Below are 24,561 nucleotides of genomic sequence, written 5' to 3' on the forward strand. Positions count from 1 at the left end.
GCGCCACGCGCCGTGCTTGAACTTGCCAGATATGAACATTAGAGACCTTTCATCTATTGATCGATCTGCTGTTGGCTGCCAGGGAGAGTTATTGGTTGGCCAATTTCGCTGGCAACAGTCGGGATGACTCCACGCCGCCAGGCGGAGCGGGGTTCAATCCGGACGTGAAAGGTTCTAAGAGCAGGCCGAGATGCTGTGCTCGATTTGATGGAATGACGAATGCGACTGGGCGGAAGGCTGGCTGCGGCTATCGAAGTGCTGGAAGACATTGGCCGGCGTCACCGGCCGGTGGCCGATGCGCTGAAGGATTGGGGCCTCTCGCACCGTTTCGCCGGCGGCGGCGATCGCGCGGCGATCGGCAACATCGTCTATGACGCGCTGCGCCACAAGCGCTCGGCCGGCTGGCTGCTCGGCGAGGATACGCCGCGCGCCATCGGCTTCGGGGCGTTGCTACTCGAATGGGGCCAGACGGCGCAGTCGCTCAACGGTGCGCTCGACGGTGACAAGTTCGCGCCGCCGCTGCTCGGCGCCACCGAGCTCCAGGCAATCGCCGAACGTCGGCTTGCCCACGCGCCGTCCGCGGTGCGGGCCGACATACCCGATTGGTGCGAACCGCTTTTCGAACGTGCCTTTGGAGCGAGCTGGGTCGAGGAGGGCGCCGCGCTGGCGACACGTCCTCCGCTCGACATCAGGGTCAACACTCTGCAGGCCGATCGCAACAAGGTGCTGGCGGAACTGGCCGATACCGGCGCCAAGCCTGCCCGCATTGCGCCAAACGGCATCCGCATTGCGCCCATCGATGGCGACGGCAGGCATCCGAACGTGCAGGCCGAGCCGGCCTTCCAGAAAGGCTGGTTCGAGGTCCAGGACGAGGGCTCGCAAATCGCGGCCACGCTGGCCGGTGCCGGGGCCAGCATGCAGGTGCTCGACTTCTGCGCCGGCGCCGGCGGCAAGACGCTGGCGCTGTCGGCTCAGATGGGCAATACGGGCCAGATCTTTGCCCATGATGCCGAAAAGGCGCGGCTGGCGCCGATCTTCGACCGCATCCGCCGGTCGGAAAACCGCAATGTGCAGGTGGTCACCAAGCCGGCCGAGCTTGCGCCGCTCTCGGGTCATATGGACGTCGTGCTGGTCGACGCACCGTGCACCGGCAGCGGCACCTGGCGCCGCCGTCCCGACGCCAAATGGCGCCTGACGCAAAGACAGCTCGATGCCCGCAAGGGCGAGCAGTCGGCGATCCTCGATGCCGCCAGCATCTATGTCAAACCCGGCGGCCTGCTGGTCTACATCACCTGCTCGGTATTCCCTGAGGAAAATGGCGAACAGGTCGCCGCGTTTCGCGGGCGCAACAGCGGCTTCGTCCCGGTCGATCACCGCGCGCTGTGGGACAGCCATTTCCCGGGGCACGAGGCGGCCGCGCGGATCGGCGCCGGTGGCGATATTTCGCTGTCGCCCGCGCTGAGCGGCACCGATGGTTTTTATGTCTGTGCCATGCGCAGGCCCGGCTGAACCGTATCGGATGGCGCCGATGCGTGCCGGGTTCGTTTCGCTGTCGCAGGTCAAGCCGATTGCTGCACTGCAGCAAAAGCGTTTGCCTGCCGCCTGTGCCTCTGCAATAAGCTTTTCCGGCAAAAGTGAAGGCAATGGCGATGGCGGCAAAGATCGTACCGGCTCCAGACTATGAGGATCGCGTCAGGGCGTCCTTTGCGCGCCAGCAGGCGATGGCGACGATCGGCGCCGAACTGACGCTGGTGACACCGGGGATCATCGAGATCGAGATGCCCTATTCGGCTGCATTGACCCAGCAGCATGGCTTTCTGCACGCCGGCGTCATTTCGACCGCGCTGGACTCGGCCTGTGGTTATGCCGCCTTCTCGCTGATGCCGGAGAATTCCGGCGTGCTGACCATCGAGTTCAAGGTCAACCTGCTGGCGCCGGGTCGGGGCGAACGGTTCCTGTTCCGCGGTTCGGTGACCAAACCCGGCCGCACCATCATCGTCGCCGATGGCCAGGCCTATGCCTTCGCCGTCGACGGCGAGGCCAAGCTGATCGCCACCATGACCGGGACCATGATGACGGTGGTCGGCCGTGACGGGATTGCAGGCTGATGGGCAATGTTGCGCGAATTGGCGGCAAGGACGTCCTGTTCGTCATGGCGGTGCAAGCCGAATACGGTCCGCATCTGCAAAAACTGTTCACGCCGCTGATGACCGGTGTCGGCCCGGTCGAGGCAGGTGTGCGCCTCGGCGCCGAACTCTCCTGGCTGAAATCCGAGAAGACCTTGCCGGATCTCGTCGTATCGCTCGGCTCAGCGGGCAGCCGGACCTTGGAACAGGCCGAAATCTACCAGGCCGTCTCCGTCGGCTATCGCGACATCGATGCCTCGCCGCTCGGCTTCGAGAAAGGCGCGACGCCGTTCCTCGACCTGCCGGTGACCGTGCCGCTGCCGTTCAGGATTCCGCAGATCAAGGAAGCCACGCTATCGACCGGCGGCGCGATCATCACCGGCGCGGCCTACGACACGATCATGGCTGACATGGTCGACATGGAGACCTTCGCTTGCCTGCGCGCCTGCCAGCTGTTCGATATTCCGCTGATCGGCCTGCGCGGTATTTCAGATGGAGCAGCCGATCTCAGGCACGTCGGGGACTGGACAGAATATCTGCACATCATCGACGAAAAGCTGGCGGACGCCGTCATTCGCCTCGAACAGGCGATCGGCTCTGGCTTGCTTCGCGTCCAGCCGACCCCTGAAGACCCGAGGCCAGTCTGAAAGTCAGGCACCGCAACCCATTGCGCCGACTCGTTTCTTTCTCTAAACGCTCGCCATGAAAACAGCCAATCATCCCGACACCGTCCTGATTGTCGATTTCGGCAGCCAGTTTACCCAGCTCATCGCCCGCCGCATCCGCGAGGCGGGTGTGTTTTCCGAGATCGTGCCGTTCCAGTCGGCCGAAGCGGCGTTCAAGCGCATCAATCCGAAAGCCGTGATCCTGTCGGGCGGGCCGGCCTCGACGTCGGACATCGGCAGCCCGCGTGCGCCGCAGATCGTCTTTGACGCCGGCGTGCCGGTGCTCGGCATCTGCTACGGCCAGATGGCCATGTGCGTACAGATGGGCGGTGTCGCTGAAAGCTCCAACCATCGCGAATTCGGCCGCGCCTTCGTCGAGATCGAGAAGGACAGCCCGCTGTTCGAGGGCCTGTGGGCGACTGGGCAGCGGCACCAGGTCTGGATGAGCCATGGCGACCGCGTCATCGCCCTGCCGCCGGGCTTCGAGGTGTTCGGCAAGTCCGAGAGCTCGCCCTTTGCCATTTTCGGCAATGTCGAGCGCCGTATGTACGGCATCATGTTCCATCCCGAGGTGGTCCACACGCCTGACGGGGCCAGGCTGCTCAGGAACTTCGTCCACAACATCGCCGGCATCGAGGGCGACTGGACGATGCGCGCCTATCGCGAACATGCCGTCGAGACGATCCGCAAGCAGGTCGGCAAGGGCAAGGTGATCTGCGCGCTGTCGGGTGGCGTGGACTCCTCCGTCGCCGCACTTTTGATCCACGAAGCGGTCGGCGACCAGCTCACCTGCATCCTCGTCGACCACGGCCTAATGCGCAAGGACGAGGCAGCGGGCGTGGTGGCGATGTTCCGCCAGCACTACAATCTGCCGCTGATCCTGGTCGATGCCTCGGAAAAATTCATCTCGGCGCTGGAAGGGGAGGTGGATCCGGAAAAGAAGCGCAAGACCATCGGCCGGCTGTTCATCGAAGTCTTCGAGGAAGAAGCGAAGAAGCTCGGCGGCGCCGATTTCCTGGCGCAAGGCACGCTCTACCCCGACGTCATCGAGAGCGTCTCCTTCACCGGCGGCCCGTCGGTGACCATCAAGTCGCACCACAATGTCGGCGGCCTGCCCGAGCGGATGAACATGCAGTTGGTCGAGCCGCTGCGCGAGCTGTTCAAGGACGAGGTGAGGGCGCTCGGCAAGGAGCTTGGCCTGCCCGAAAGCTTCATCGGCCGCCACCCGTTCCCGGGCCCGGGCCTCGCCATCCGCTGCCCCGGCGGCATCACGCGGGAAAAGCTGGAGATCCTGCGCGAGGCCGACGCGATCTACCTCGACGAGATCCGCAAGGCCGGCCTCTACGACGCCATCTGGCAGGCCTTCGCCGTGCTGCTGCCGGTGCAGACCGTCGGCGTGATGGGCGACGGCCGCACCTACGAGTTCGTCTGCGCGCTGCGCGCCGTCACGTCGGTCGACGGCATGACAGCCGATTTCTACCACTACGACATGGCCTTCCTCGGCGCCGCCGCCACCCGCATCATCAACGAGGTCCGCGGCATCAACCGCGTCGTCTACGACGTCACCTCGAAGCCGCCCGGAACAATCGAGTGGGAATAAAGCTCGGTCGTTCGCCAGCATTCGGCGACTATCGAGGAAGCTTCATTAAGCCTATGAGTTTGATCTGCTTTCGTCTCTATGTCTATCGCTGACTATCGCCCCTAAGCGGAATTATTTGGCGGTAGATCTGACGGCATTCCTTTTCGCGTCATCGTTGCTGCAGACTGATACCGTCACTGCGGCCGGACTCAAGCCTGTTGGCATCTCTCGAGGCAAGGCATTGAATCCAATGGGCTCTCACATAGCCTTGACGGTAAAACCAGTGACGGTAAAGTTAGGCATTTCACAATCCTAGTTACGCCAGTTCGTCTCCTCCTATGCTCACAGACATCGCACTTAAGAAGCTGAAATCAAAAGATAAAATATACAAGGTTGCTGATCGTGACGGTATGTACGCGACCGTGGCTCCCACAGGGCGAATATCGTTCCGATACGACTACCGAGTGAATGGTCGGCGAGAGACGGTGACGCTGGGCCGCTATGGTGAGGGAGGCATTTCGCTAGCAGAGGCGCGTGACCGCTGTCTTGCCGCACGAAAAATGGTGGCAACCGGAAAATCGCCTGCCCAGGAAAAGCAGCGTGACAAGCGGCGCCTGTCTGCGACGGCTACGTTCGGCGATGCCGGCAGAGTATGGTTTAAAGAGGCGAAGATGGCGGACAGCACGCGCTCGATGCGCAAAGCCGTCTTCGATCGAGACATCTTGCCGATTTGGGATAAAAGACTCCTGACAGAAATCACGTCGGACGACTTGCGGGCGCTCTGCGCAAAAGTCAGGGACCGTGGCGCACCAGCAACGGCCATTCATGTCCGGGATATTGTTAAACAGGTCTATGGTTATGCCATTCTGCACGGCGAGAGGATCGCCAATCCGGCGGACGAGGTAGGACCGGCGTCGATAGCCACGTTCGAGGCGAAAGACCGGGCGTTGTCACCCGCAGAAATTCGAATCATGCTGAAGGAGTTGGAAAGTGTGCCGACTTTGCCAACCATTCGGCTGGGCCTAAAGCTGATCCTGCTCACGATGGTTCGGAAAAGTGAGCTTCTGGGCGCGACGTGGGATGAGGTAGACTTCGAGAACGCGGTATGGAGCATTCCCAAAGAGCGAATGAAGCGGAAGAAGCCCCACAACGTCTACCTGTCCCGCCAGTCCCTCGACATTATGATTGCGCTCAAGACTTGCGCTGCGAACTCTCGATACGTGCTTCCATCTCGCTATGACGCCGATGAGCCTATGTCGCGCGCGACTTTCAATCGGATTACCATGGCGATTGTGGACTGCGCAAAAAAACAAGACCTGCCGCTTGCTCCCTTTACGGTGCACGATTTACGTCGGACCGGCTCCACGCTCCTAAACGAGATCGGATTCAATCGCGACTGGATCGAAAAATGCCTTGCCCACGAAGACAGTCGCTCCTCCCGCGGCGTCTATAACAAGGCGGAATACGAACCGCAGCGGCGCCACATGCTGCAGGAATGGGCCGACATGATTGAAGCGTGGGCGGCTGGCAATAAACACGCACCCACACTGCAGCCGATTTCCGGGGCGGCCGTCATCCTCGATCCCATTTGACGGGTCTCGTCTTCCGCGACCGCACGTCTGGTCCCGGGGCCAGTTCGAGCGAACCAGCAGAGGACGCGTTCCGCCGTTCCTGAATCCACGCTTCGACTTCTCCCAGGTCCCAAACGACGCAGCGGGGGGTAAGATTGAACCGTCGGGGGAACTCGCCTCGTTGTTCCATTTCATAAATGGTCGTGTCCGACAATGGAACGATCTCTCGCAATTGCGAGCGGCGAACAGTTCGCACAATCCGTCGCGCCTCAATGTGCGATAGAACCGGAAGGGGGCGGTCCGCTGGCGCGGCCTCTATGCCCTGGCAACTTTCGCGTTGAGGTTGCTTCTGGCGTTTGACCATTTGCCTACCGAAGGGCTCCTTCGGGCCAATGATCGCGCATCTGCTCCAATCTGAGCATAGCTCTAAACTACGATCATATCGTCTCCTTTACCAACCGGCGAGCTTTGCGATGGTCGGCAAGCCTAGGTCTTGCTCACGAGCACACCGAGTGCGGCGACATCCATCACGCGATTGAGCGGACGGCGAACACACCCTGGACATCGGCGGAGTGCTATGCCCCGAAGATCGAATTTGAGACCAGCTTGCCCTGATGCGCAATGCAAAGCAGGTTGTAGCCATAGGAGTAATGCGCGGCGGCGATGTCGAAATCCGCCCAACTGGCCATAAGCTTACGCAGTACGATCAGAAAGGCCGCTTGCGTCGCGTGATTGCGTGGGCTGGCAGGCCCGACGAGGCGACCTCAGCCGCGACCAGGCGGCTGACCAGTTTCCCTGCCGCGTAAATCTCGACCCGGCCGGAACGATCGGCGGGGGTGATCGGAAAAGCAGACAGGCGGTTTGCGAAAAATCATGGTTCAATTCCTCGATCCGTGGGGGCGAAACTGGGCCAGTAGAGGCCGTCAGGCGTCGGCCGCTTGCCGAAGATAGCCTGACCGACGCGCACGACAGTGGCGCCTTCCTCGATGGTCGAAGTCTCCGGTCATGCCCATGGAGAGCCCGGTCAGCGCGGCGTTGTACTTCACGGCTTGTCCCGCAGCCGGCGCAGCAGAATGAAGCAAGGCCGCACCTTGGCCGTGTCGGAGGAAAACAGCGCAAGTGTCATCAACCCGCATGGCCGGAGACGTGGAAGCTGATCGAGAGTCTCCACGAAGGGCAGCAGTGCGTTCGGATGCAGGCCGAACTTGCTGTCCTCGCCAGACCCGACCAGCGGTCCGAAGGCCCAGCCGGGCAAGACGATCGTCGTGCTCGCCGGCGATCTCAAGAACGGAGGCATTCTGGGTGTCACCACCGGCGTGGAGGAAGCGGCAAAGGCGATCGGTTGGGAGGTCAAGGTGATCGACGGCGCTGGCTCCATCGGTGGCCGCACCGCCGCCGGCCAGGCGATGGCCGAAGGTGCCGAAGCTGGCGACAATCATGGACGACGCCGAGCCCGACGTGCTGGCCTACATGACCTTCCCGAAGGAACATCGCGCCAAGCTGCACTCGACGGATGACATCGACAAGCGTGATTTCGGCTCTCCTGTGCGTTTCTTTGTTCGGCTTCAGGTGAGCTGTTTTTTCGCCCCCGCCTACAGGATTTCCCGTGCGAGCGTGTCGAGACGCAGTCAAGGCTGGCCGGTGCGATTGGCGCCACGGCCGGCTGCGAGGTTTCCAGGCCACGCCTTGACGGCGTCGAGCAGGGCGCCATTCTGGAGCGGACCGAGGCGTCGGTCGTGCCGCCACATTTCCTTGTGCTATATTTGTCCGGCACGGACGACCACGTGGCAAAGAGTGGTGCGAGAGGATGAGAGTGCCGCCACGCAGCCGTTATAGTCGTTCCTCGTTTGTGGCGTCCGTGCGCCGCTTCGGCCCTCGTGACCGCCAATGCCGAACCATCAGCTCGTAGGCACGTTCGGCGTTCTCGGCCGAGGCTTTCTCGCTGTTTCGCAACTCCTTCACGTTGTAGGCGTAAGCCGAAACGCGGCGACCGACACCGCGCTCGCCTGGCGCGCAGCCTTGAGAGCGAGCTGCCTCTGCTTTGCCGCCACCAGCGCCGGATGAGCCCAGAAGTAGTCCTGCTCCTTTGTCAGCAGATGCCAGATCAACACGGCGAGCTTGCGGGCGAGCGCCACGGCTGTGACCTGATGGCCGCGCTTGTTGCGTATGCGCAGGAAGAAAGCTCTGAGCGGTCCGGGCGCCTTCGCCGCCGCCCAGGCGGCCTCGACCAGCATGGCGCGGGCATGGGAACGCCCATGTTTGCTGATCCGGCCATATTGCGCCAAGCCAAGACCGGATTGACGCACACAAGGATTGATGGCGAAATAGCTCACAAGCTTCTGCGGTTCGCGGAACCGCCAGATGTCGCCGACGGCGGCGATGATACCACTCGCGACGATGGCGTTCACGCCGGTGATCGTCTGAAGCCGCCGGACTTGCACATCATCAACCGCTTCCTGGGCGATCTCCCGATCAAGGTCAGCCAGATCCTCGGCCAGGCGGTCGATCTCGCGGATGTGGCGAGCGATAGCGGCCCGCTCGTCGTCGGGAAGCACCTGCCGCTCGAGCCAGGCGCGACCCCGACGGTTGAACAGATCGGCATGCGGGCACTTCGGCACGAGGTGCGCCTGCAGGATGCCATGCACCTCGTTCTTCACGCGCGTGCGATGCCGCACGACCTGGTTGCGCCGCGCGACGAGGCGGCGAAGCCGCTCAGTGCGCTCATCGGGAACCCAGACCTCCGGCAGAAAGCCGCTGGCATGGAGCTGCGCCAGAACCCCGGCATCGATCTTGTCGGTCTTGATCCTGGCATGGGCGATCGCCTTCACCTGCATCGGGTTGGCGACAATCACCCGCCCGACATAGGGCGACAGAACCCGCACCACCGCCATGGCGTTGCCCGTAGCCTCGACGACAATCTCATCCGTCCTTCGCAAACTGCGGCCGAACCCTTCCAGTCCCGACCGGGCCATGTCGACCCGTCCGTGATGGCGCAGTTGGCCATCTTCCCAAACCACCACCTCCGCAAAAGGTGCGGTGGATGTCCATTCCAATCACGCGCCTCATCGACTCCTCCTCAAACAGTCGGGAGCCGACGGGCGACGCGACACCTTACGGATCCGCGCTCTCGGCGCAACCGGGCAGGTCGCATGGGCGGCCAGCTTCTAACGCAAGCTCGCTCATCGAATACACCGGCCTGCCCGCACTTGGCGCGCTCCCGGTGCCCCTGTCCCGGATGGTCGCACCATACGCCGAAAATCGATCATCTCCAGCGGGGATCGGATGGCACCGTCATGATCCTACCGGTTACAAATTCCATCGAGCACCTCAACGGCGAGATCAAGCGCAGGACGGAGGTCGTTGGCATCTTCACAAACGACGACGCCATCGTCCGTTTCGTCGGCGCAATCCTGCTCGAACAGAACGATGAATGGGCCGTGCAGCGGGCCAGATACATGACGCTGGAAACCATCAGCCAAATGAGCGATGATCCCCTCATCAGCTTGCCAGCCGTGGCACGCTGATCAGCCCGGCCCCATGCCGGAGAGCGCGGCGACCAAGCCGTCAGCTACACCACTCCCTGGGACACGATCCGTCAACATCTTCCAGCTGATCCCTGGCCGGGGACGGGCAAGCGGATTGATTGACGAATGCTTTTGTTGGCCTGCGACGTGCGAGACAACACTGACATGTGGCGCGAAGCAGTTATTCCGCTTACGCCGACGTAGATGCGCTATCGTTCAAGTCGCGCATAACAAGCATCTGCTCGGAAGTCCAAAATGACCCAACGCCTTCCGAAGGTCCGAAGTTGGCGGAAGACTCGGCCAAGAGTGCCGCCGAACGACCAGATCGCCGAGCACTTGATTAGGAGAAACGATCAACGCGCTACTATTAAACGATTTAAGTGTTGCGAGGAAAACGCGCGTGAATGATAGTATCTTCGCGTCAACTAAATTAGTTGGATGCGTGGATAACGCGGGGTGGGAGCGATGATCGATTCGGATGTATTCGAATTCGTCGAGCGTTGCAGAGCGCACACGGCACCTGGCCCCCTCCTGGATGACGTGCTCCTAACAGTGCGAAATCTCGGATTCGAGCACCTCATTCTCAGTGGTGTTCCGCTTGGCGGACAGAAGCTCGCGCCGATGGTCGAACTCAATGGGTGGCCCGAAGGCTGGTTCAAACGCTACGTAGAAGCTGAACACGCGGCAGTTGATGGAGTTTGCATCTATTCGGCAAAGACACTGAAGCCATTTCTGTGGGCCGACGTGCCGGCAAAGTGGTCCGACACGAAAGGCTCACGACGTGTTGCAGGTGAGGCCACTGAGTTTGGCATATCGAGTGGTTTTGCGGTGCCCATGCTAAGCGTGCACCACTGGCAATCAGTCCTGTCGTTTGCGTCCTCAGCAAAGGTCTGCGCTCTCTCTCCGCGCGAGGAGGTGCAACTGGTCACAATGGCGGTCTACGCGGGTATGGCGATCCAGGCATTGTCGCACGGCGATGAGGTCGAGGAAGGGCTGCTCACCGAGCGCGAGAAGGAAGTGCTCTTGTGGGCCGCTGCTGGTAAGACATCATCCGAAACATCGCAAATTCTGGGTCTGGCGGAGCGCACCGTTAAGTGGCACGCGACACGTGCACGCGAAGCTTTCGGCGTCGCAACGACCACCCAAGCTATCGTTGAGGCAGTGCGCAGGCGCATGATCCATCCCTAATTTGCGTCAACTGTCCCATCGGACAGGTGACGCAGTCCCGGTCAGCTGCAAATAATCGTGAGACCAGCCGGGGGACACGCAATGAGGGACACGCAATGATCGCCGCTTACCTTGTCGACCCTAGTGCCTGGCGCGGCAGTTCACCGCGCATTGCATTTTGGCGCTTGATGTTGGCGATTTGCATGAGCGTGGGTATTGGAATTGGCACGCTAGCTGCAGCGCCGAATACGCCTCAGGAAATCACGGGCAAGTGGACGTACCGAAGCTTCCATAACAACAAGAATCTCGTAACCGACAACGACCAGACCGCTCTCGGTCTGTTCTTTGCGGAAGCTATTTTTACGTTTGATGTTTCTGCCGACAACACACTCAACGGAACGATCGACTGGAATGGCGGTGGCTTGGATCTCCATGGAAGCGTCCAACCAGCTGCATCCGGCGCTCCCTTGACGGTTCAAATCGTAGGAATAGGGCGGCCTGGTACCGGCACTCAGGACTGGGAGTACGACTACTTCGGATATTTGGCGCACTCGTGGCCGCAAGGCGTCGGACAGGTGCCTGCATTGGTCGGGAGCGTCATAAGGGCCAAGCCGCACAACGGAGCACCTGCCGGTTATGTAGCATCGTTCATAGCGGTCCAACAGTGAAGGCTGATCGGTACGAATTCATGAGATCCATTGCAATCAAATCATAGGGGGTCACACGATGCTCACTCGTCGCAGTTTTCTAGCGGTCACGACAGTTGGTTTGGCGGCGCCGGCAATTCTCCGTTATCGACCAGCTTGGTCAGCGGCGGCGCGCGTCCGCCGAAATGCATCCACCATGGCCCCGACCGACCCATTTTTTTCCGATTATGCGCAAGCTGTCGAGGCTATGCATCAGCTGCCGGTGAGCGACCAACGCAACTGGCGAAATCAGGCGCTGATCCACATACGCCACTGCACGCATGGCGTTTCCGACTTCACGCACTGGCATCGATGGTATGTTTCGTACTTTGAGCAGATTTGTTCAAAGCTGATCGGCAAGCCTGATTTTGCCTTGGCCTACTGGGACTGGGAGGAGAGCAAGAGCAAAGTTCCAGATCCCTTCTTCGACCTTCCGAAACTCAATGTGGTCCAATGGAACGACCAATCGAACGAGCAGTCTGACAATTGGGGGCCGGGTAGGGTTACGACTATCGGTGCGCGGGGAATCGCCCGAGCTCAAACCATGACGTCGATCCCGCAATTCGCCAACTCGTTTCTGAAAACGACTCTGGACAGTATTCGCGGCCAATCCGATTTCGAAATATTCACAGGCCTGCTCGAGGGGCAACCGCACGGCAACGCCCATGTCGCCGTGGGATCTCTGCACGGGGCGAGGGGCCATATGGGCAGCGGGATGTCTTCGCTTGACCCCATATTTTGGCTCCACCATTGCAATATCGATCGCATTTGGGCCGAGTGGCAGGTTACCGGAAACACATCTGACGATCCTAAGAACACATATCCTGACAGCTTCTATGACGCGGATGGCAAGCCTGTCGGCAGTAAAACATCGACAGGCGCGCTATCGCTAGGATCGTTCGACTACATCTACGATACAATCGAGCCGACGGTCATCGGACAAATTTCCGAGAAGCTCGATCTGCAAAAATTCGACGCTGGCGGCAACTCGATGATGGCGAAGCTAAATTTGACCACCCCTGCCTCCATAGGATCAGGTGCCTCGCCAGGTCCTGCGCTACCAAACATCGAAAGGGCAGTCGATGTGAAGGTGACCGATTTGGTGCAGGCCCTTTCAGAAGTACGCGTGTTTCATGCGCCGGAAACATCTTTAAAGGCAATCGAGCCGAGCCGCATCGTTGCGCGTTTAGAGGGCGTTGAGACTCCTCAAAACACCGATATTGCAGTTGGCGTATTCGTGAATTGCCCTTATCTCACGCCCGAGACGCCTTCCGACGACAAACTCTGTGCGGGAGTGTTTAGCTTCTTTGGGCCCGGGGGACCGCATGGGCATCACGGCGGCCCAAGGAATGTCTACATCGACTTGACTGACGCCTTGCGGAGTGTCGCGTCGCAAGGTCGTCTGGCGGGGAACGGGTTCAAAGTCCAGTTAATGGCTGTTCCTGTCGCCGAGGGCGTTCCCGCGGACACTCGTATCCCCTTTAAGGGCGTTACGATCCTGTCGGCCTGATTTCAGCCCGAATCGTGGCGCGTATGAAGGTCATGCTACTGCGGTCGAAATGCCCAGATGTCTTGCATCCTTGGGTTAGTTGTCGCGCCTTGGGAATGATGGTGCTGATATCATCTGCAGCCTTGGTCGCGGGCGTTCGTTCAGACCTGGCTTGCCCGCTTAAGGGTCAGGTGGTTTCTGAGACTACTGTGGATGGCGTTGATCTTTTGGGACCGAACATCGCAAGCGCCCGCCACGCCGTTGTAGTTCCGCTAAGAGAGGTCGGGGCAAAAGTCCTGACGTCGGGAGTAATCACGATAAAGGTGAGCCTGCGGCCACTTAGGGTCGATCCAGAAGAGCAATTGCTGCTCCAGGTGCAACTGACCGACAAGACGCTTGACAATGCTCCTATTGCAACGGATGCGGTTTTGCCGGACGCAGCTGGGTCGGCATTCTTCAAACCCCTGAGCGTGGGCGAAAAAAAAGAGGTGTTTCTCTCATTGCCAGCTTGGGAATCTCCGAATCCGCCGAAAGCTGCCATTGTTGGAATTGTTTTGTCGACTGATAAATCCGCCCCAATCAATTCGGCAATCGAGATTCTTGCCGTCGACATTCTAAGCTGAGCTTCTGGTGCCACGACGATGGCATCGGCACGCCGGCTAGGATGCTGGCTGAGGTCCCAATTTTGTCCTCGCAGTTGTCAGGGCGCTTGGCCACCAAGGGCCCAAGGGCCAAGGGCGCAGGTTGAGTCAACTGTCCGATCGGGCAGGTGACTCATATTAGCTGGGCTGCAAGTATCTAACGGGCGATGGGCCGAATTGCCCGCCCGCGGCAAGCGCTGCTAGAATAAATGACAATCGTATCAGGAGGGCGAGATGAAACGGGGCCTCTTCACTTCTTGTACCGCAGTGTCAATGGGTATCGCATTCGCGGCCGCAGCGCAGCAAGTGACCGTCACAGGATGCGCGGAAGCGGGCGTTGAAAACGGATGCATTGTGATGAAGGACGGCGACAAACTCTACAACATCACACGTGCAACACCAAAACCAACGGCCAACACATACGGCACGGTAACGGGCACTGCCAGTGACGGTATCGATTTGTGTCAACAGGGAACCCTGCTCACGGCGGCGCAGTGGAAGCCCGACGCGAGCAAGGTGGGAATACGCAATAGCGTAGATGTCCACACGCTTTTTAGGATCTGCCAGGGCACGCCCGAGTTGGAATTCGCCATCTGAGCAGGCAAAACCTTATCGCTTTCGATTGTCCGAGGGCGTCGGTGCGGGCGCCGGCGCTAAGGCTATAATTGACGTGTTGGTCGCCCTGGAAGGGGAGTTTTGAGGAGGTCGGTGAGGTCACCGGCGCGCCGTCAACTGTCCGATCGGACAGGTGACGTATCTTAGAGGGACTGCAACTATCTCCGCAAGATCGACCAAGGGAGGGCGCCATGATAGCGGCTCATGTCGTAAACGCCCAAAACAAGCATCTCTACGAGCACGAGTTCGACGAGTTTTTACGCCGGCGGCACGATTTTTTCGTGCATCAGAAGTGCTGGCGCCCTCCCAGCCCTGACGGACGTGAACGAGACCAATTTGATACCGACGCAGCGACCTATCTGCTTGGTCTCGAAGACGGTCGCGTGGTGACATCGGCTCGATTGATCCCAACGAGCGAGCCGCACATGGTCTCGGAGGTTTTTCCTCATATGTGCGAGAAGTTCGGCGTCCCCCGGCGACCGGACTGGGCCGAATGGACTCGGACTTTCGTTGTCCCCGACAAACGCTCTACAGGGCTGCGCGGCACGCTAACGCAGCTGTGCTGCGCGGTGATGGAATACGCACTTGACGAGGGTTTGAGTGCCGTCGGCGGTGTCCAGGAAACATACTTCATGCCTCATCACGGGGCCCTCAAATGGCGGGCAGACCCCATGGGCATGGCAAAGGAGGAGAACGGTGAGTGGTACATCGTCGCGTATATCGACGTGAACGAAGCTGCGCTGGCGAGTGTCCGCAAAATCCTGGGTTGTGACCACTCGCTGATCGTTCGACGAGGGATCCAGATGCCCTTCATAAGCGATACGGCATTCTCGAAGCCCAAGCATCGGCAAATGTGCGAATGACCACGAGCAGATGGAGAAGAAGCTATGTCGCGTGTCTATTCTGTCGATGAGGTGCACGTTGAAGGCCTCATGATAATCCCCGACAACCCACCGGCCATCTCCGTATCTGCCAGGGGGTGGGTGCCGACAAGTGGATGGTCGCATCCTGACCTTGCCCCTTGGATGTACATCGTCCCCCCGACAGACGGTATTCTCGATCTCGACTTTGTTGCCAGTCCGCCGACCGGGCTCGCCCTCCAAGTATTCACGCGGATTGGTGTCACGAAGGCGTTTCCTGTTCCGGCTTGGGTGGTTGGCGTTCGCGTTCACAGCTCCACAAACTCGGTTGAGGATAAAATCGGCGGTGCCGCGGCGCCGAGTAAAGAGGCAATCGCTGGCGAAGGTATGCCCCTTCCTTGGCCATTCCCTTGGTGGGCGCCCAAAAGTGTGCGCCGCTAGGACGCCGGGGCTTACCGAAACATTTGTCCAGTTGCGGCCCAATGTCCTTGTTCGTGAGGTAAGATGGCGCGCCCGGTTGGTATCCGTTTTTTGACGGCCTACGCATTTACCGCTTTCGTCGGGACGGCCGGCCTTATCACCGCCGCGAAGACAGCTGATGGGGCGGAAGCCGGTCCGCTGATGCAGCCGCAAATTTGCTCGGCGATCACCACCCGCGGATCCCAACTCAATTTGCCATTCTGCCGGATAGCACCCTCGGAACCGGGCAGCGTTCATTCCGACTTGACTGTGGCCTTAACGGCGACGACATCGCCGGTTCAGGTCGGCGGGTATAGAGTGGAAACCGAGAACTACAACGGGACCTATCTCCCGCCGATCCTGGAGCTCAATGCCGGCGATACTTTAAGAGTTCGCCTCCTGGACGCTCTTGAAGCGGCATCCCAGGCTGGCGGGATGATGCATGACATGCAGATGGAGCAAGCTACCAATCTTCACACGCACGGGCTGATAGTGTCCCCCAACAATGCCGCCGACCCCACGCATGGGAATGGCGACAACGTGTTCGTCTCATTGAGACGAGGCGAGTGGCTCGACTACAGTATTAAGATACCAACTGCTCTGCCCGCGAGTATTCTTGACGGCACTGCCGGAACCATACCGCACCCCGGCGGACTTTATTGGTACCATTCTCATATCCATGGCCTCTCGGCGATGCAGGTCGCGGGGGGAATGTCGGGCGTCATGTCGATTGGCCCAAGCGACGCCAACGTGGTGGTGCGTGACGCAGACCCGATAAGGGAGGGAAAACTAACCAGTGACCTTCGAGCGGTGACGGATACTTCGTACCTGATGCTCCGGGACATCCGGCTGAACACTTCGGTGGATCCAAGCGATGCCTCAGACGACGCCCCGGCACAATGGGTTCGCACCGAAGACCATAATCACTGCGCTCCATCGCGGAGCGATCAACCCCTTCCTGCGACAACTGATCGCAAAGGTTTTTGTCGGAGCCCGAAGGATGCAAACGATATTTGGCTGTTCACTGTAAACGGACAGCGGTATCCAACAATTGATATTGGTGCTGGCCATAATGGCCTATGGCGCATCGCGAATCTGAGCGCCGACGTAACCTACGACCTTCGGATCGTCTCAGCGGTAGATGGAAGTCTATTGCCGTTTGATTTGCTGAGCGTGGACGGCGTGGTTCCGGGGAAACCTTTGTTGCGAAACGCACCGGTTTCGGAAAACAAAGCGGTCCAGTTGTCGACCCTCACCCTTATGCCGGCCGCTCGCGCAGAGATTTACGTTCGCAACGATGGCCAATCGGCCGGCTCACGAACCTATTTCCTGAGGACGGGTCCAGTCAGCACCGGATCAGATCCACAGAGTGACGGTGACAATTGGCCCGAGATCCAGCTGGCCAAAGTGATCCTGGAAGCCTCTCCGAAGATCGTCGGAGAACGCGTTGCGGTCGACCGGAACTTGCCTTACGCCGACCCGGACAATCGTCACCTATTTGTGGCTTTAGAGACCGCGCCGGCTCCGGCATTTCCAACAGGATGCGTCCGCGATATCGACCGGAGCATGCGTGAGCACCGGCGTGTGATGTTTGCGGGAGGTCTAACCCCGGGCACCTGGCGCGTGCAGACTGACCTTATGCATCCGCCCCAGCCGGCGGGAACCTACCCGCTTCAGCAGTTCGCAGCAGACAAGACGGCGCGAATTGGTCCGGTTGGCTTCGACGCCTATTTAGATTCTGCCGGAGAGGTTGACTGGAGCGGCGCGGACGGGCGACCCAAACATGCCTGTGTGCAGCTGTCCAACGGTCACGGACAACTTTGGGAACTCAAGAATCCAACAACCGAACTGCACAACTTCCATATTCATCAGATGAAGTTCCGGCTGGCAAACAACGCCGATTTGACTGCCAACGGGATTGACGCCGAGACCTATGTTGCCCCGGTCAACGCACAATTGGCTTCCATTCGCAACGAAGACAGACAGGGCGCAATTACTTGGCATGATACCCTGCCTATTCCTGCAAACGGAAGTGTATTTGTCGTCATGAATTTCGACGCCCAGGAACAAATCGGTAAATTCGTTTATCACTGCCACATCCTTAAACATGAGGACGCGGGCCTCATGGCGCCATTCGAGGTGGTCCCCTAACGATCAACATCCAGGAAGGAAGCGCTACCATGTCAGCTAAAATCGATCGCCGCTTGGCTTTGCAAATTGGTGCTTTGGCATTGAGTGCCGCTGCATTTGGCGAAAAACGAGCTTTTGCCGACGGAAAAGTTACTCAAATCAAAGTCGGAAAGAGTGCCGACGGCTCAATGGGTTTTGACCCCAAAGAGGTGACAATCACCGCAGGAGACACCGTGGAGTGGTCAAACGAAACGACCTTTGAGCACACGGTGACGCCGGACGCGGATTCTACCGGAAAGTTCGAGGGGACAGACTCTCTAAAACCAAAACAAAAGTATTCGACGACCATTAAGGCGTCAGCCGACCCTATTCACTACCACTGTGATTTTCATCCGACGATGAAGGGGACGATAATAGTCAAATGAAGGCGCAGGGCTCTGAGCCGCAGCCGCACAAACGATCGTGCCGCGGGGGGGCGTACCCGAGCGCCGATGCCTTGGCGATGGACTGACCAGCCTGTTTCGAGCTGATCGCGCCGAGCGGTCTGGGTTTTGCTGATGGTCGATCCCCCGACTTCTCTTCCGCGGCTCTGCCTGCGCCGGCCAAGACGGCCGTCGAGATTGCATTATCCAAACCGCTGCAGCGCACAGGTTCGTGTCTCCAAAAATCAGCCGCGATGCGCGTTCTGTTGTCGGGAGAGAGTGGGCGCCCGCAATACACACAGGTGCGATTTCGAAGCGATGCCGGTAGTTGGGGAGGCGACTCTATCAAACGCGACTGAGTGATCATCGCCTCCCTGTGTGCGCCAAGCGCAGACCACGTTCGCTCCCTGGCTGACAGCGAAGCCAGTTAGGCCCCTTGGCTTTCCGTGACCCGTCGACCAGCTCTACCCTCCAAGCAAGGTGTAAACATTCTGGGTCGGAAGGTCTTTCGACGAACTCTGCAAATTTTGGATATCTGTCAGCAGTTGGAGCACCCGACTTGAACCGTCTATGTTGCCTGCGGGGTCGCGGGCAATGCCATAGCCCTGCCCTTTGTACCAAACGTTGACCAGATTGGCGACGCTATAACCTTTTCCCAGCTTGAAGACCGTGTACGAAGGTCCGCTGGTATGGGGGATGTCATATGCGTTCCCGATCCCCCACTCATTCCTGACGAGGGCGCCCAGATACAGAATGGCTCCCTCCAGCGATCTGGTTCGTAGCCGAACCTTGTCTCCTGATTTTTTCATGGCTATTTCCTTCGAGGAAGCTCCGCAATAGTCACCCGGGCTCAGCTTGACCGTTATTCCAAGGCCTCGCAACGGAATTTCGGGTGCATGTTTGCGGAAGCAGAACCGATAGCCGGCGTCATGTTTGACCAGCCGAACACGGCTTCCGTCTGCCTCGTATCCAGGTGCGCCTCCCGGCTGCGCAATCTGTGCAGCTTGCACTTGGGCGCTGCCCGCGACCGATCGGGAGGTGTCGATGCCGACGGGCGTCGTGTCGCTGACTTTCTCGCCCTCCAGCTTGTATTTCGCCAGAATGTTGATGACGGAATAGTACTCCTGCCAATCGTCGCTGGAGTTGGGGTCATTAGCAACCAAAGTCGTCTTACCGTTCTGCGTGATTTCGATGCCCGAGGTGAAGATGTTGAGCAATATCCGCGCATCGTAGCCCTCGCTGAGATATGCCAGTATGAGTTGCTGCGGAATTGGTTTTTGAATGCCTTGATAGAATTCCTGGCTGCTCAGATTTGCGACAGCAAACGTGTTCGCCGCGGATGTTCCAGCCAGGAATGAGCCCGTGATGGTTTGAAGTGGAAGAGTGCCTGTCCCGCCCCGAAACGGAAACGGCACACCGGTCGTGATTGAACCATTTACCTGGGCGGTACCCTGCGTCGACTGCAGCTCAGTAAACTGCAAGGGTTCAGCGTAAGCAGCCCGCACAACATTGGTCAGTATGCTGTTGCTCTTGGCCTCAGAGGCCTGCTGGTTGAAAGTGTTCGCCCGCGAGCTGACCGTGTCGACCACCGCACATCCAGAGGCCAATAATAGACCGAATAGTGCCACAGTTGGCGCTACTGCAGAAAACGAGAAGTTGGAATCCGGAATACCCTTGGTCATCGTCCCCTCCCTAGTTGACACTTGACTGCCGCGAGTATCAAGTGAAGTCGGTCGGGGTTCAAGCTGACTGCAGATGCATAACCTATGTTTATTTTGGGTCAGGCAACCGAATCTGGCGATTGATCACTTTTCGGCAACATCGGGGATGGTGTCTATGGTTGCGCAGGCGAAGTTTTCCGCCAAGTCGATGTTTGAAGAGCTTGATAAAGGCCCACAATATGTCTTGACCGGTATGGTCAAACTTCACGCAACCGACAGTACTCGCTTGCTGTTCTCAGAGGTCGGTGACTGCCAACACTGGACCGAAATCGATGAGAAACTGATTTCCCGCTTTGAGAACCATGGGCTGGCGACCTGTGGCGACCACCGTCACCCAATCGTAAGCTTGCATCTTGTGCACCCGAATAATCCAGAGGCCAAGGTCTACGCCCGAGCGCAGGCTCAGACAGCCGCCTTTTCAACGCGGGCGCTAGACGCAATACCAAGCGGCGATACCGGTCCCGAAACAGACTGCTACTATGACCGCAAATCCCACATGTGGCGGAAGATCAGTGATAACACGCCATGCCCTAGACGTTGAACCTGATCGGCGGCCAGCTGTTCAACTGGCGCCGTATCTGCAGACACCCGGCTTGGTTCTTGACAGGTTGTCGGTCCGTTACGTGCCCGGACGCTATACCGCCGGCCAGACATCCAAGCCGGTTGACCTACTGCCCTTTCTCGATCAAGCCATGCTGCGGTAACCCCCAAGTGGGAAAGACTGCACGGCTGCGGCTCGGGTTGCACAGCAGCAAGACATGCTGATGCGAGTCTGGGACCGCATACACAGCAGGATTACGTGCGTCACGTCCGGCGCTTTACTGCATTCCTTGGGCGCGCTCCCGACACTGCGACGCCCCAGGATATCCGGCGCTTCCAGTTGCACCAGCATGAGAACGGTGTCGGCCCCGCGACGATCAACGGTGCGGTCTCGGCGTTGCGCTTCCTGTTCATGGTGACACTGATGGGGCGGGAACTGGCGCGTGCGCTGGTGGTCATGCGCTATCCGCGCAAGCTGCCCAATGTGCTGAGCGTGGAGGAAGCGGCGCGGCTGCTCGAGGCAGCACCAGGCATCAAGTACAAGGCTGCGCTCGGCGTCGCCTATGGTGCGGGCCTGCGGGTCTCCGAGGTCGCGCACCTGAAGGTCGATGATATCGACGCCACACGCATGCTGATCCGCGTCGAACAGGGCAGGGACGCAGGGACCGCAACGCCATGCTCTCGCCGCAACTTCTGGAACTGCTGCGGCTGTGGTGGCGCGAAGGCAAGCGGCGCGGGGTGATGCTTCCGCATGGCTGGCTGTTCCCGGGGCGCAGTTGCACCGATCCGATCTCGTCGCGGCAACTGCACCGCGCCGTCCAGGAGGCTGCTGAAGTCGCAGGCATCCGCAAGCGCGTCAGCCCGCATACGCTGCGGCACAGCTTTGCCACCCATCTGCTCGAGCAGGATGTCGACATCCGCGTCATCCAAGTGCTGCTAGGCCACAGCAAGCTCGATACGACCGCGCTTTACACCAAGGTCTCGACCCGGACGATCCACGCGGTCGCAGGGCCGCTCGACCGGCTGATGGCGCTGATGGAAGGCAAGACGCCTCCCGGCTGAACCGGTGCGCGCGGACCTGGAGGTCGCCCATATCTTCCGTGCTTCTGAGCCTGCAGCAGCTCAAGGTCATGTCAGCGATCGAACACTGCCGCACCGCTGCATTGGGTGGTCATGTCGAAGCCTGTGCGGACTGCGGCCAACGGCGGATCGCCTATAACAGCTGCCGCAACCGGCACTGTCCGAAGTGCCAGGGCGCGGCCGCGCGTACATGGCTCGCCGAGCGCGAAGCCGACCTGCTGCCAGTCGGCTACTTCCACGTCGTGTTCACGCTGCCCGCCGAGGTCGCCGTCATCGCGTTCCACAACAAGACGCTGGTCTATGAACTGCTGTTCAAGGCGGCATCGGAGACGATGCTGACGATCGCGGCGGATCCCAAGCACCTCGGCGCGCGCATCGGCATCACCGCCGTGCTCCACACATGGGGCTCGGCAATGACCCACCATCCCCATGTCCACATGATCGTGCCGGGCGGCGGCATCGCGCCCGACGGGTCACGCTGGATATCGTCGCGGCCGGCCTTCCTTCTCCCCGTCAGAGTATTGGGCAAGCTGTTCCGCCGCCTGTTCCTGACCCGGCTGGACGCGCTGCACGACGCCGGACGGCTCAGCTTCTTCGGTTCGATGGCGCACCTGGGCGACCGCCGGGCATTCCTGCGGCACCTATCGCCGGTCCGGAAGAAGCGCTGGGTGGTCTATGCCAAGGCGCCCTTCGCCGAGCCAGAAGCCGTGCTCGCCTACCTGTCGCGCTACACGCACCGGGTCGCCATCTCGAACAGCCGCCTGATCGCCTTCGACAAGAACAGCGTCACCTTCCGCTACAAGGATTACCGCCGTGACGGCGCCAACCGCCAGCAGGTCATGGTGCTCGCGATTGATGAGTTCGTCCGCCGTTTGCAGCCAACATCACAGGGTGATCAGGCTATCTGACAGTGTGAATGAATTCCCGCCTCATCTTCTACTGTGTGCAATTCGGTTGAATGATCCAGTATTTTAGCGAAGGAAGCCGCTCGTCGGTGATCTCTTTCGGACAGACACGGCTGTTTGGATCAGTGTCCCCTCGGAATAGATCCGAGAGATCTCGTTTTACTTGGGCCACGTCAAAAACGAAGGAGTGATTTTGAGCGCCCGGGGTCTCAACACTCGTGGCATCTATAGTGTTGATCTTCTCGGCGACAAAGCGGTCGGAACCACCTTGGCCCAAGCGCTGCCTTCCACCGACGGCCTCCTGTGAAGCGCGCAAGGCCATGTCGTTCGCAGACACGTAGATCGTGAAGCTATCCGCAACCGACCGCAATGAATCGACATGCCTGGCGAAATTGTTCAGGTCAACATCGGGTGCCGCGAACACCAAGTTTCCTATCTTTGCGCTCATCGGCCAGCGTCCGGAAGAGCTCGGGCAGCCCGCCAATATATAGTCGACCATCTGTGCACCCATGCTGTGCGCAAAGACAGTTACGTTTTCGGATCCAAATCTCCCGATCAATTTCTCGAGCACGCTTTTAAAATCTGGACAACTCGATCCAACCGTCTGGAGATCATTGAGATATCCCGACCCGCTGTAGCCGTCCGCACTTGAAAGCCTTACAGTAGCGTCGCCCGCTGACGCCCAATCCAGAACGATCGGAATTCCAGGGTATTTTTCGTTCTCGGATAAGATTGCCATCCTTCGGGTGGCATCATCAAATGTGTTCGCAAAGCCATGAACGAAAACAATCACTTTCTTGCGACCGTTGTCGACGCCAGCCTGCTGAACCGCATCGAGAAAGCTATCCAACGATCCATCGAAAAGAAAGTTGGAGACCTCGCTTGGAGACGCCGATTGCGCGTTGCCGATTACTCCAGAACCAAAGCCAAGATAGCTGGCAACGACCTTCCAAATCGGGCGCTGCTCCGTGTCGACGGAGCGCTGTGTCGGGATAGAAACAAGCGAATGGCCCATGGTAATGGATTGCTCTGGTGCCAACCGATTGTCGAAGGTTAATGGCATCGGTGTACGTATGGCCCGATTAGTAATGTAGAACACGGGAACCGGCTGGCATACTTCGTCGACCATTTCAGCGCATACACTCAATTGTAATTTATTTGCCTTTTCCGCATATTTTTCCCCACCCAGTTCCGAGGCTGCTGTCGCGTATGCATAGGCGGATTTCAGGTCACGCGCTTCTTTCGCGACGTCGGCAAGCGCAAGCAGCGCGTCCGGCTGGCCTCGTGCTGCTGCCTCATTCAAAATAGCAATGGCATCTTTGCGTGAAACCGAACTATCCAACGCGGGCTGATGCAGCAGCAAGGTGCCATACTTGGCTTGCGCATAGGCATTCCCGTTTGCTGCGGCAGCCTTATAGAGGTCGAAAGCCGCAGATGGACTGAAATTCGCACTCTGCGGGGTCAAATAGGCGTCCGCCAGCCTGAGAGACGCGACTTGATTGCCAACGCCGGCTTGCTGCTTCAATAGACCAATCCATTTGTCTTGCTGCTCGGCATCGCCGGCATTCACCGCAATTCCAAATGCTGCGGATAGCGCCTGCGGGTTGCCTAAGTCAGCGGCCTTCCAAATGAGGTCCTTAACGGTGCTATCCGTAGGCGGCTTGGCTTTTTTGTCGATCAGAAAATCTGCATATCCAAGGTAGGATTCGGCCGTGCCGAGCTTAATAGCTTGGTCCCAGAATACTTCGCTTTGGCCAACATTCTCTGGGGTTCCAAGGCCGAACTGGTATGCTTTTGCCAAGTCAAAGGCCGCCCCAGTCTGCCCATTTTTGTATGCGGAGTTGAGCCACTTGAATGACTGGTCGAAGTTCGGATCAGTTCCAACGCCTGAGAGATAGGCTCTCCCGACGGCGTATTGTGATGCGGCATTGTTTTTGTTGGCTGCCTCAAGGTAGTTGATGAACGCAGCAGACGGATCTTTGTCTGTTCCGAGGCCGAATTCCAATGCCGCGCCTAGGCGCAGCTTGGCATCGGGATCTCCTCCCGCAGCCTCCGCCCTGAGTATCGTGAAACCGTTTTGCTTTACATCTGAAGGCGTGTTTCCAAATATTAAACCGTCGATGCTTTGCGGGCTTCGGTCGTTGGCGTCGGGCAGCGGGTAGAGATTTTTATTAGCGGTGGTGTCGGCTGTATCGACCGTCGAAAGCTGCTCAAGGACGGACGGCGGAAGTGCAGTTGGCTGCCCGTTGAAATTTGCTAGGGCTCCTGAAGACGCTCCCGTCGTGTTGACTTGCGCTGAAGCGCCAAGAGAGATGAAGGTCGAAGTCAGTACGATCGCAAGCCTCAAGACGTGCATCGACGCCTCCCATATAAGCTAAGCT

The 24,561-nt window shown here is 59.2% G+C and carries 18 protein-coding genes and 7 pseudogenes; 20 read left to right on the forward strand and 5 right to left on the reverse strand.

Annotated elements, in window-relative coordinates; genetic code table 11:
• The first annotated feature begins 219 nt into the window (after positions 1-219).
• The 6 genes from MESOP_RS13565 (at position 220) to MESOP_RS13585 (ending at position 5,962) form a co-directional block, all read left to right on the forward strand.
• A complete protein-coding gene (locus MESOP_RS13565; RefSeq protein WP_013893902.1) occupies positions 220-1,509 on the forward strand; it encodes an RsmB/NOP family class I SAM-dependent RNA methyltransferase in 1,290 nt (429 codons plus the stop codon).
• A 19-nt stretch (positions 1,510-1,528) separates the two neighbouring features.
• Positions 1,529-1,684 (forward strand): hypothetical protein, encoded by a 156-nt coding sequence (locus MESOP_RS35590; RefSeq protein WP_167313553.1) that lies wholly within the window; start codon positions 1,529-1,531, stop codon positions 1,682-1,684.
• Positions 1,650-2,108 carry a PaaI family thioesterase gene (locus MESOP_RS13570; protein WP_013893903.1) on the forward strand — a complete coding sequence of 153 codons (459 nt, stop codon included), beginning with the start codon at positions 1,650-1,652 and terminating at the stop codon, positions 2,106-2,108. The genes MESOP_RS35590 and MESOP_RS13570 overlap by 35 nt, the downstream gene beginning before the upstream one ends.
• Entirely contained in the window at positions 2,108-2,773 is a 666-nt protein-coding gene (locus MESOP_RS13575) for a 5'-methylthioadenosine/S-adenosylhomocysteine nucleosidase (RefSeq protein WP_013893904.1), read from the forward strand. The genes MESOP_RS13570 and MESOP_RS13575 overlap by 1 nt, the downstream gene beginning before the upstream one ends.
• Positions 2,774-2,828: 55 nt before the next feature.
• Positions 2,829-4,391: a glutamine-hydrolyzing GMP synthase gene (guaA, locus tag MESOP_RS13580; protein ID WP_013893905.1), complete on the forward strand. Its 1,563-nt coding sequence runs from the start codon at positions 2,829-2,831 to the stop codon at positions 4,389-4,391.
• Positions 4,392-4,708: 317 nt separating this feature from the next.
• On the forward strand, positions 4,709-5,962 hold the full coding sequence (locus tag MESOP_RS13585) for a tyrosine-type recombinase/integrase (RefSeq protein ID WP_013530374.1): 1,254 nt from the start codon (positions 4,709-4,711) through the stop codon (positions 5,960-5,962).
• On the opposite strand, the gene MESOP_RS33610 is transcribed toward MESOP_RS13585, so the two are convergent.
• Positions 5,943-6,305 (reverse strand): helix-turn-helix transcriptional regulator, encoded by a 363-nt coding sequence (locus tag MESOP_RS33610; protein WP_263496090.1) that lies wholly within the window; start codon positions 6,303-6,305, stop codon positions 5,943-5,945. The two genes, MESOP_RS13585 and MESOP_RS33610, sit on opposite strands and share 20 nt — an antisense overlap.
• 507 nt (positions 6,306-6,812) lie before the next feature.
• A pseudogene (locus MESOP_RS36750) lies at positions 6,813-7,163 on the reverse strand (alanine racemase); the annotation flags it as partial.
• Here MESOP_RS36750 and MESOP_RS34660 point away from each other — a divergent pair.
• Together MESOP_RS34660 and MESOP_RS35960 are read left to right on the forward strand one after the other, a co-directional pair.
• Positions 7,147-7,353: pseudogene (locus MESOP_RS34660) on the forward strand (substrate-binding domain-containing protein); the annotation flags it as partial. The pseudogenes MESOP_RS36750 and MESOP_RS34660 sit on opposite strands and share 17 nt — an antisense overlap.
• Before the next feature lies 1 nt (position 7,354).
• Positions 7,355-7,468, forward strand: a pseudogene (locus MESOP_RS35960) (transposase); the annotation flags it as partial.
• 303 nt (positions 7,469-7,771) lie between these two features.
• Here MESOP_RS35960 and MESOP_RS13595 read toward each other — a convergent pair.
• Positions 7,772-9,007: pseudogene (locus MESOP_RS13595) on the reverse strand (IS110 family RNA-guided transposase).
• A 242-nt stretch (positions 9,008-9,249) separates the two neighbouring features.
• Here MESOP_RS13595 and MESOP_RS13600 point away from each other — a divergent pair.
• From MESOP_RS13600 to MESOP_RS13640, 9 genes and pseudogenes are all read left to right on the forward strand, one after another.
• Positions 9,250-9,465, forward strand: a pseudogene (locus tag MESOP_RS13600) (transposase); the annotation flags it as partial.
• 465 nt (positions 9,466-9,930) lie between these two features.
• The gene (locus MESOP_RS13605) at positions 9,931-10,653 is read left to right on the forward strand and encodes a helix-turn-helix transcriptional regulator (RefSeq protein ID WP_013530376.1); all 723 of its coding nucleotides are present in this window, start codon (positions 9,931-9,933) and stop codon (positions 10,651-10,653) included.
• Between the two features lie 95 nt (positions 10,654-10,748).
• Positions 10,749-11,300 carry a hypothetical protein gene (locus MESOP_RS13610; protein WP_013530377.1) on the forward strand — a complete coding sequence of 184 codons (552 nt, stop codon included), beginning with the start codon at positions 10,749-10,751 and terminating at the stop codon, positions 11,298-11,300.
• 175 nt (positions 11,301-11,475) lie between these two features.
• A complete protein-coding gene (locus MESOP_RS13615) occupies positions 11,476-12,828 on the forward strand; it encodes a tyrosinase family protein (RefSeq protein ID WP_245262963.1) in 1,353 nt (450 codons plus the stop codon).
• A 95-nt stretch (positions 12,829-12,923) separates the two neighbouring features.
• The gene (locus MESOP_RS13620; protein ID WP_245262964.1) at positions 12,924-13,430 is read left to right on the forward strand and encodes a hypothetical protein; all 507 of its coding nucleotides are present in this window, start codon (positions 12,924-12,926) and stop codon (positions 13,428-13,430) included.
• Positions 13,431-13,682: 252 nt separating this feature from the next.
• On the forward strand, positions 13,683-14,045 hold the full coding sequence (locus tag MESOP_RS13625) for a hypothetical protein (protein ID WP_013530380.1): 363 nt from the start codon (positions 13,683-13,685) through the stop codon (positions 14,043-14,045).
• A 209-nt stretch (positions 14,046-14,254) separates the two neighbouring features.
• Positions 14,255-14,926, forward strand: a complete 672-nt coding sequence (locus MESOP_RS13630) for an acyl-homoserine-lactone synthase (protein WP_013530381.1) — start codon at positions 14,255-14,257, stop codon at positions 14,924-14,926.
• Between the two features lie 501 nt (positions 14,927-15,427).
• Positions 15,428-17,533 carry a multicopper oxidase family protein gene (locus MESOP_RS13635; RefSeq protein WP_013530383.1) on the forward strand — a complete coding sequence of 702 codons (2,106 nt, stop codon included), beginning with the start codon at positions 15,428-15,430 and terminating at the stop codon, positions 17,531-17,533.
• Positions 17,534-17,562: 29 nt separating this feature from the next.
• Positions 17,563-17,937, forward strand: coding sequence for a cupredoxin domain-containing protein (locus MESOP_RS13640; protein WP_013530384.1), 375 nt, complete (start codon positions 17,563-17,565; stop codon positions 17,935-17,937).
• 461 nt (positions 17,938-18,398) lie between these two features.
• On the opposite strand, the gene MESOP_RS13645 is transcribed toward MESOP_RS13640, so the two are convergent.
• On the reverse strand, positions 18,399-19,616 hold the full coding sequence (locus MESOP_RS13645; protein ID WP_013530385.1) for a hypothetical protein: 1,218 nt from the start codon (positions 19,614-19,616) through the stop codon (positions 18,399-18,401).
• Between the two features lie 154 nt (positions 19,617-19,770).
• On the opposite strand from MESOP_RS13645, the gene MESOP_RS13650 reads away from it, so the two are divergent.
• The 3 genes and pseudogenes from MESOP_RS13650 to MESOP_RS13660 all read left to right on the forward strand — a co-directional run.
• On the forward strand, positions 19,771-20,196 hold the full coding sequence (locus MESOP_RS13650) for a hypothetical protein (protein ID WP_013530386.1): 426 nt from the start codon (positions 19,771-19,773) through the stop codon (positions 20,194-20,196).
• 258 nt (positions 20,197-20,454) lie between these two features.
• Positions 20,455-21,257 (forward strand): annotated as a pseudogene (locus tag MESOP_RS13655) (tyrosine-type recombinase/integrase).
• A 4-nt stretch (positions 21,258-21,261) separates the two neighbouring features.
• A pseudogene (locus MESOP_RS13660) lies at positions 21,262-22,147 on the forward strand (IS91 family transposase); the annotation flags it as partial.
• A gap of 64 nt (positions 22,148-22,211) precedes the next feature.
• Here MESOP_RS13660 and MESOP_RS13665 read toward each other — a convergent pair.
• A complete protein-coding gene (locus tag MESOP_RS13665; protein WP_013530387.1) occupies positions 22,212-24,536 on the reverse strand; it encodes an alpha/beta hydrolase in 2,325 nt (774 codons plus the stop codon).
• Positions 24,537-24,561 lie beyond the last annotated feature (25 nt).

Origin of the sequence: Mesorhizobium opportunistum WSM2075 (assembly GCF_000176035.2) — a bacterium.
Lineage (GTDB): Bacteria > Pseudomonadota > Alphaproteobacteria > Rhizobiales > Rhizobiaceae > Mesorhizobium > Mesorhizobium opportunistum.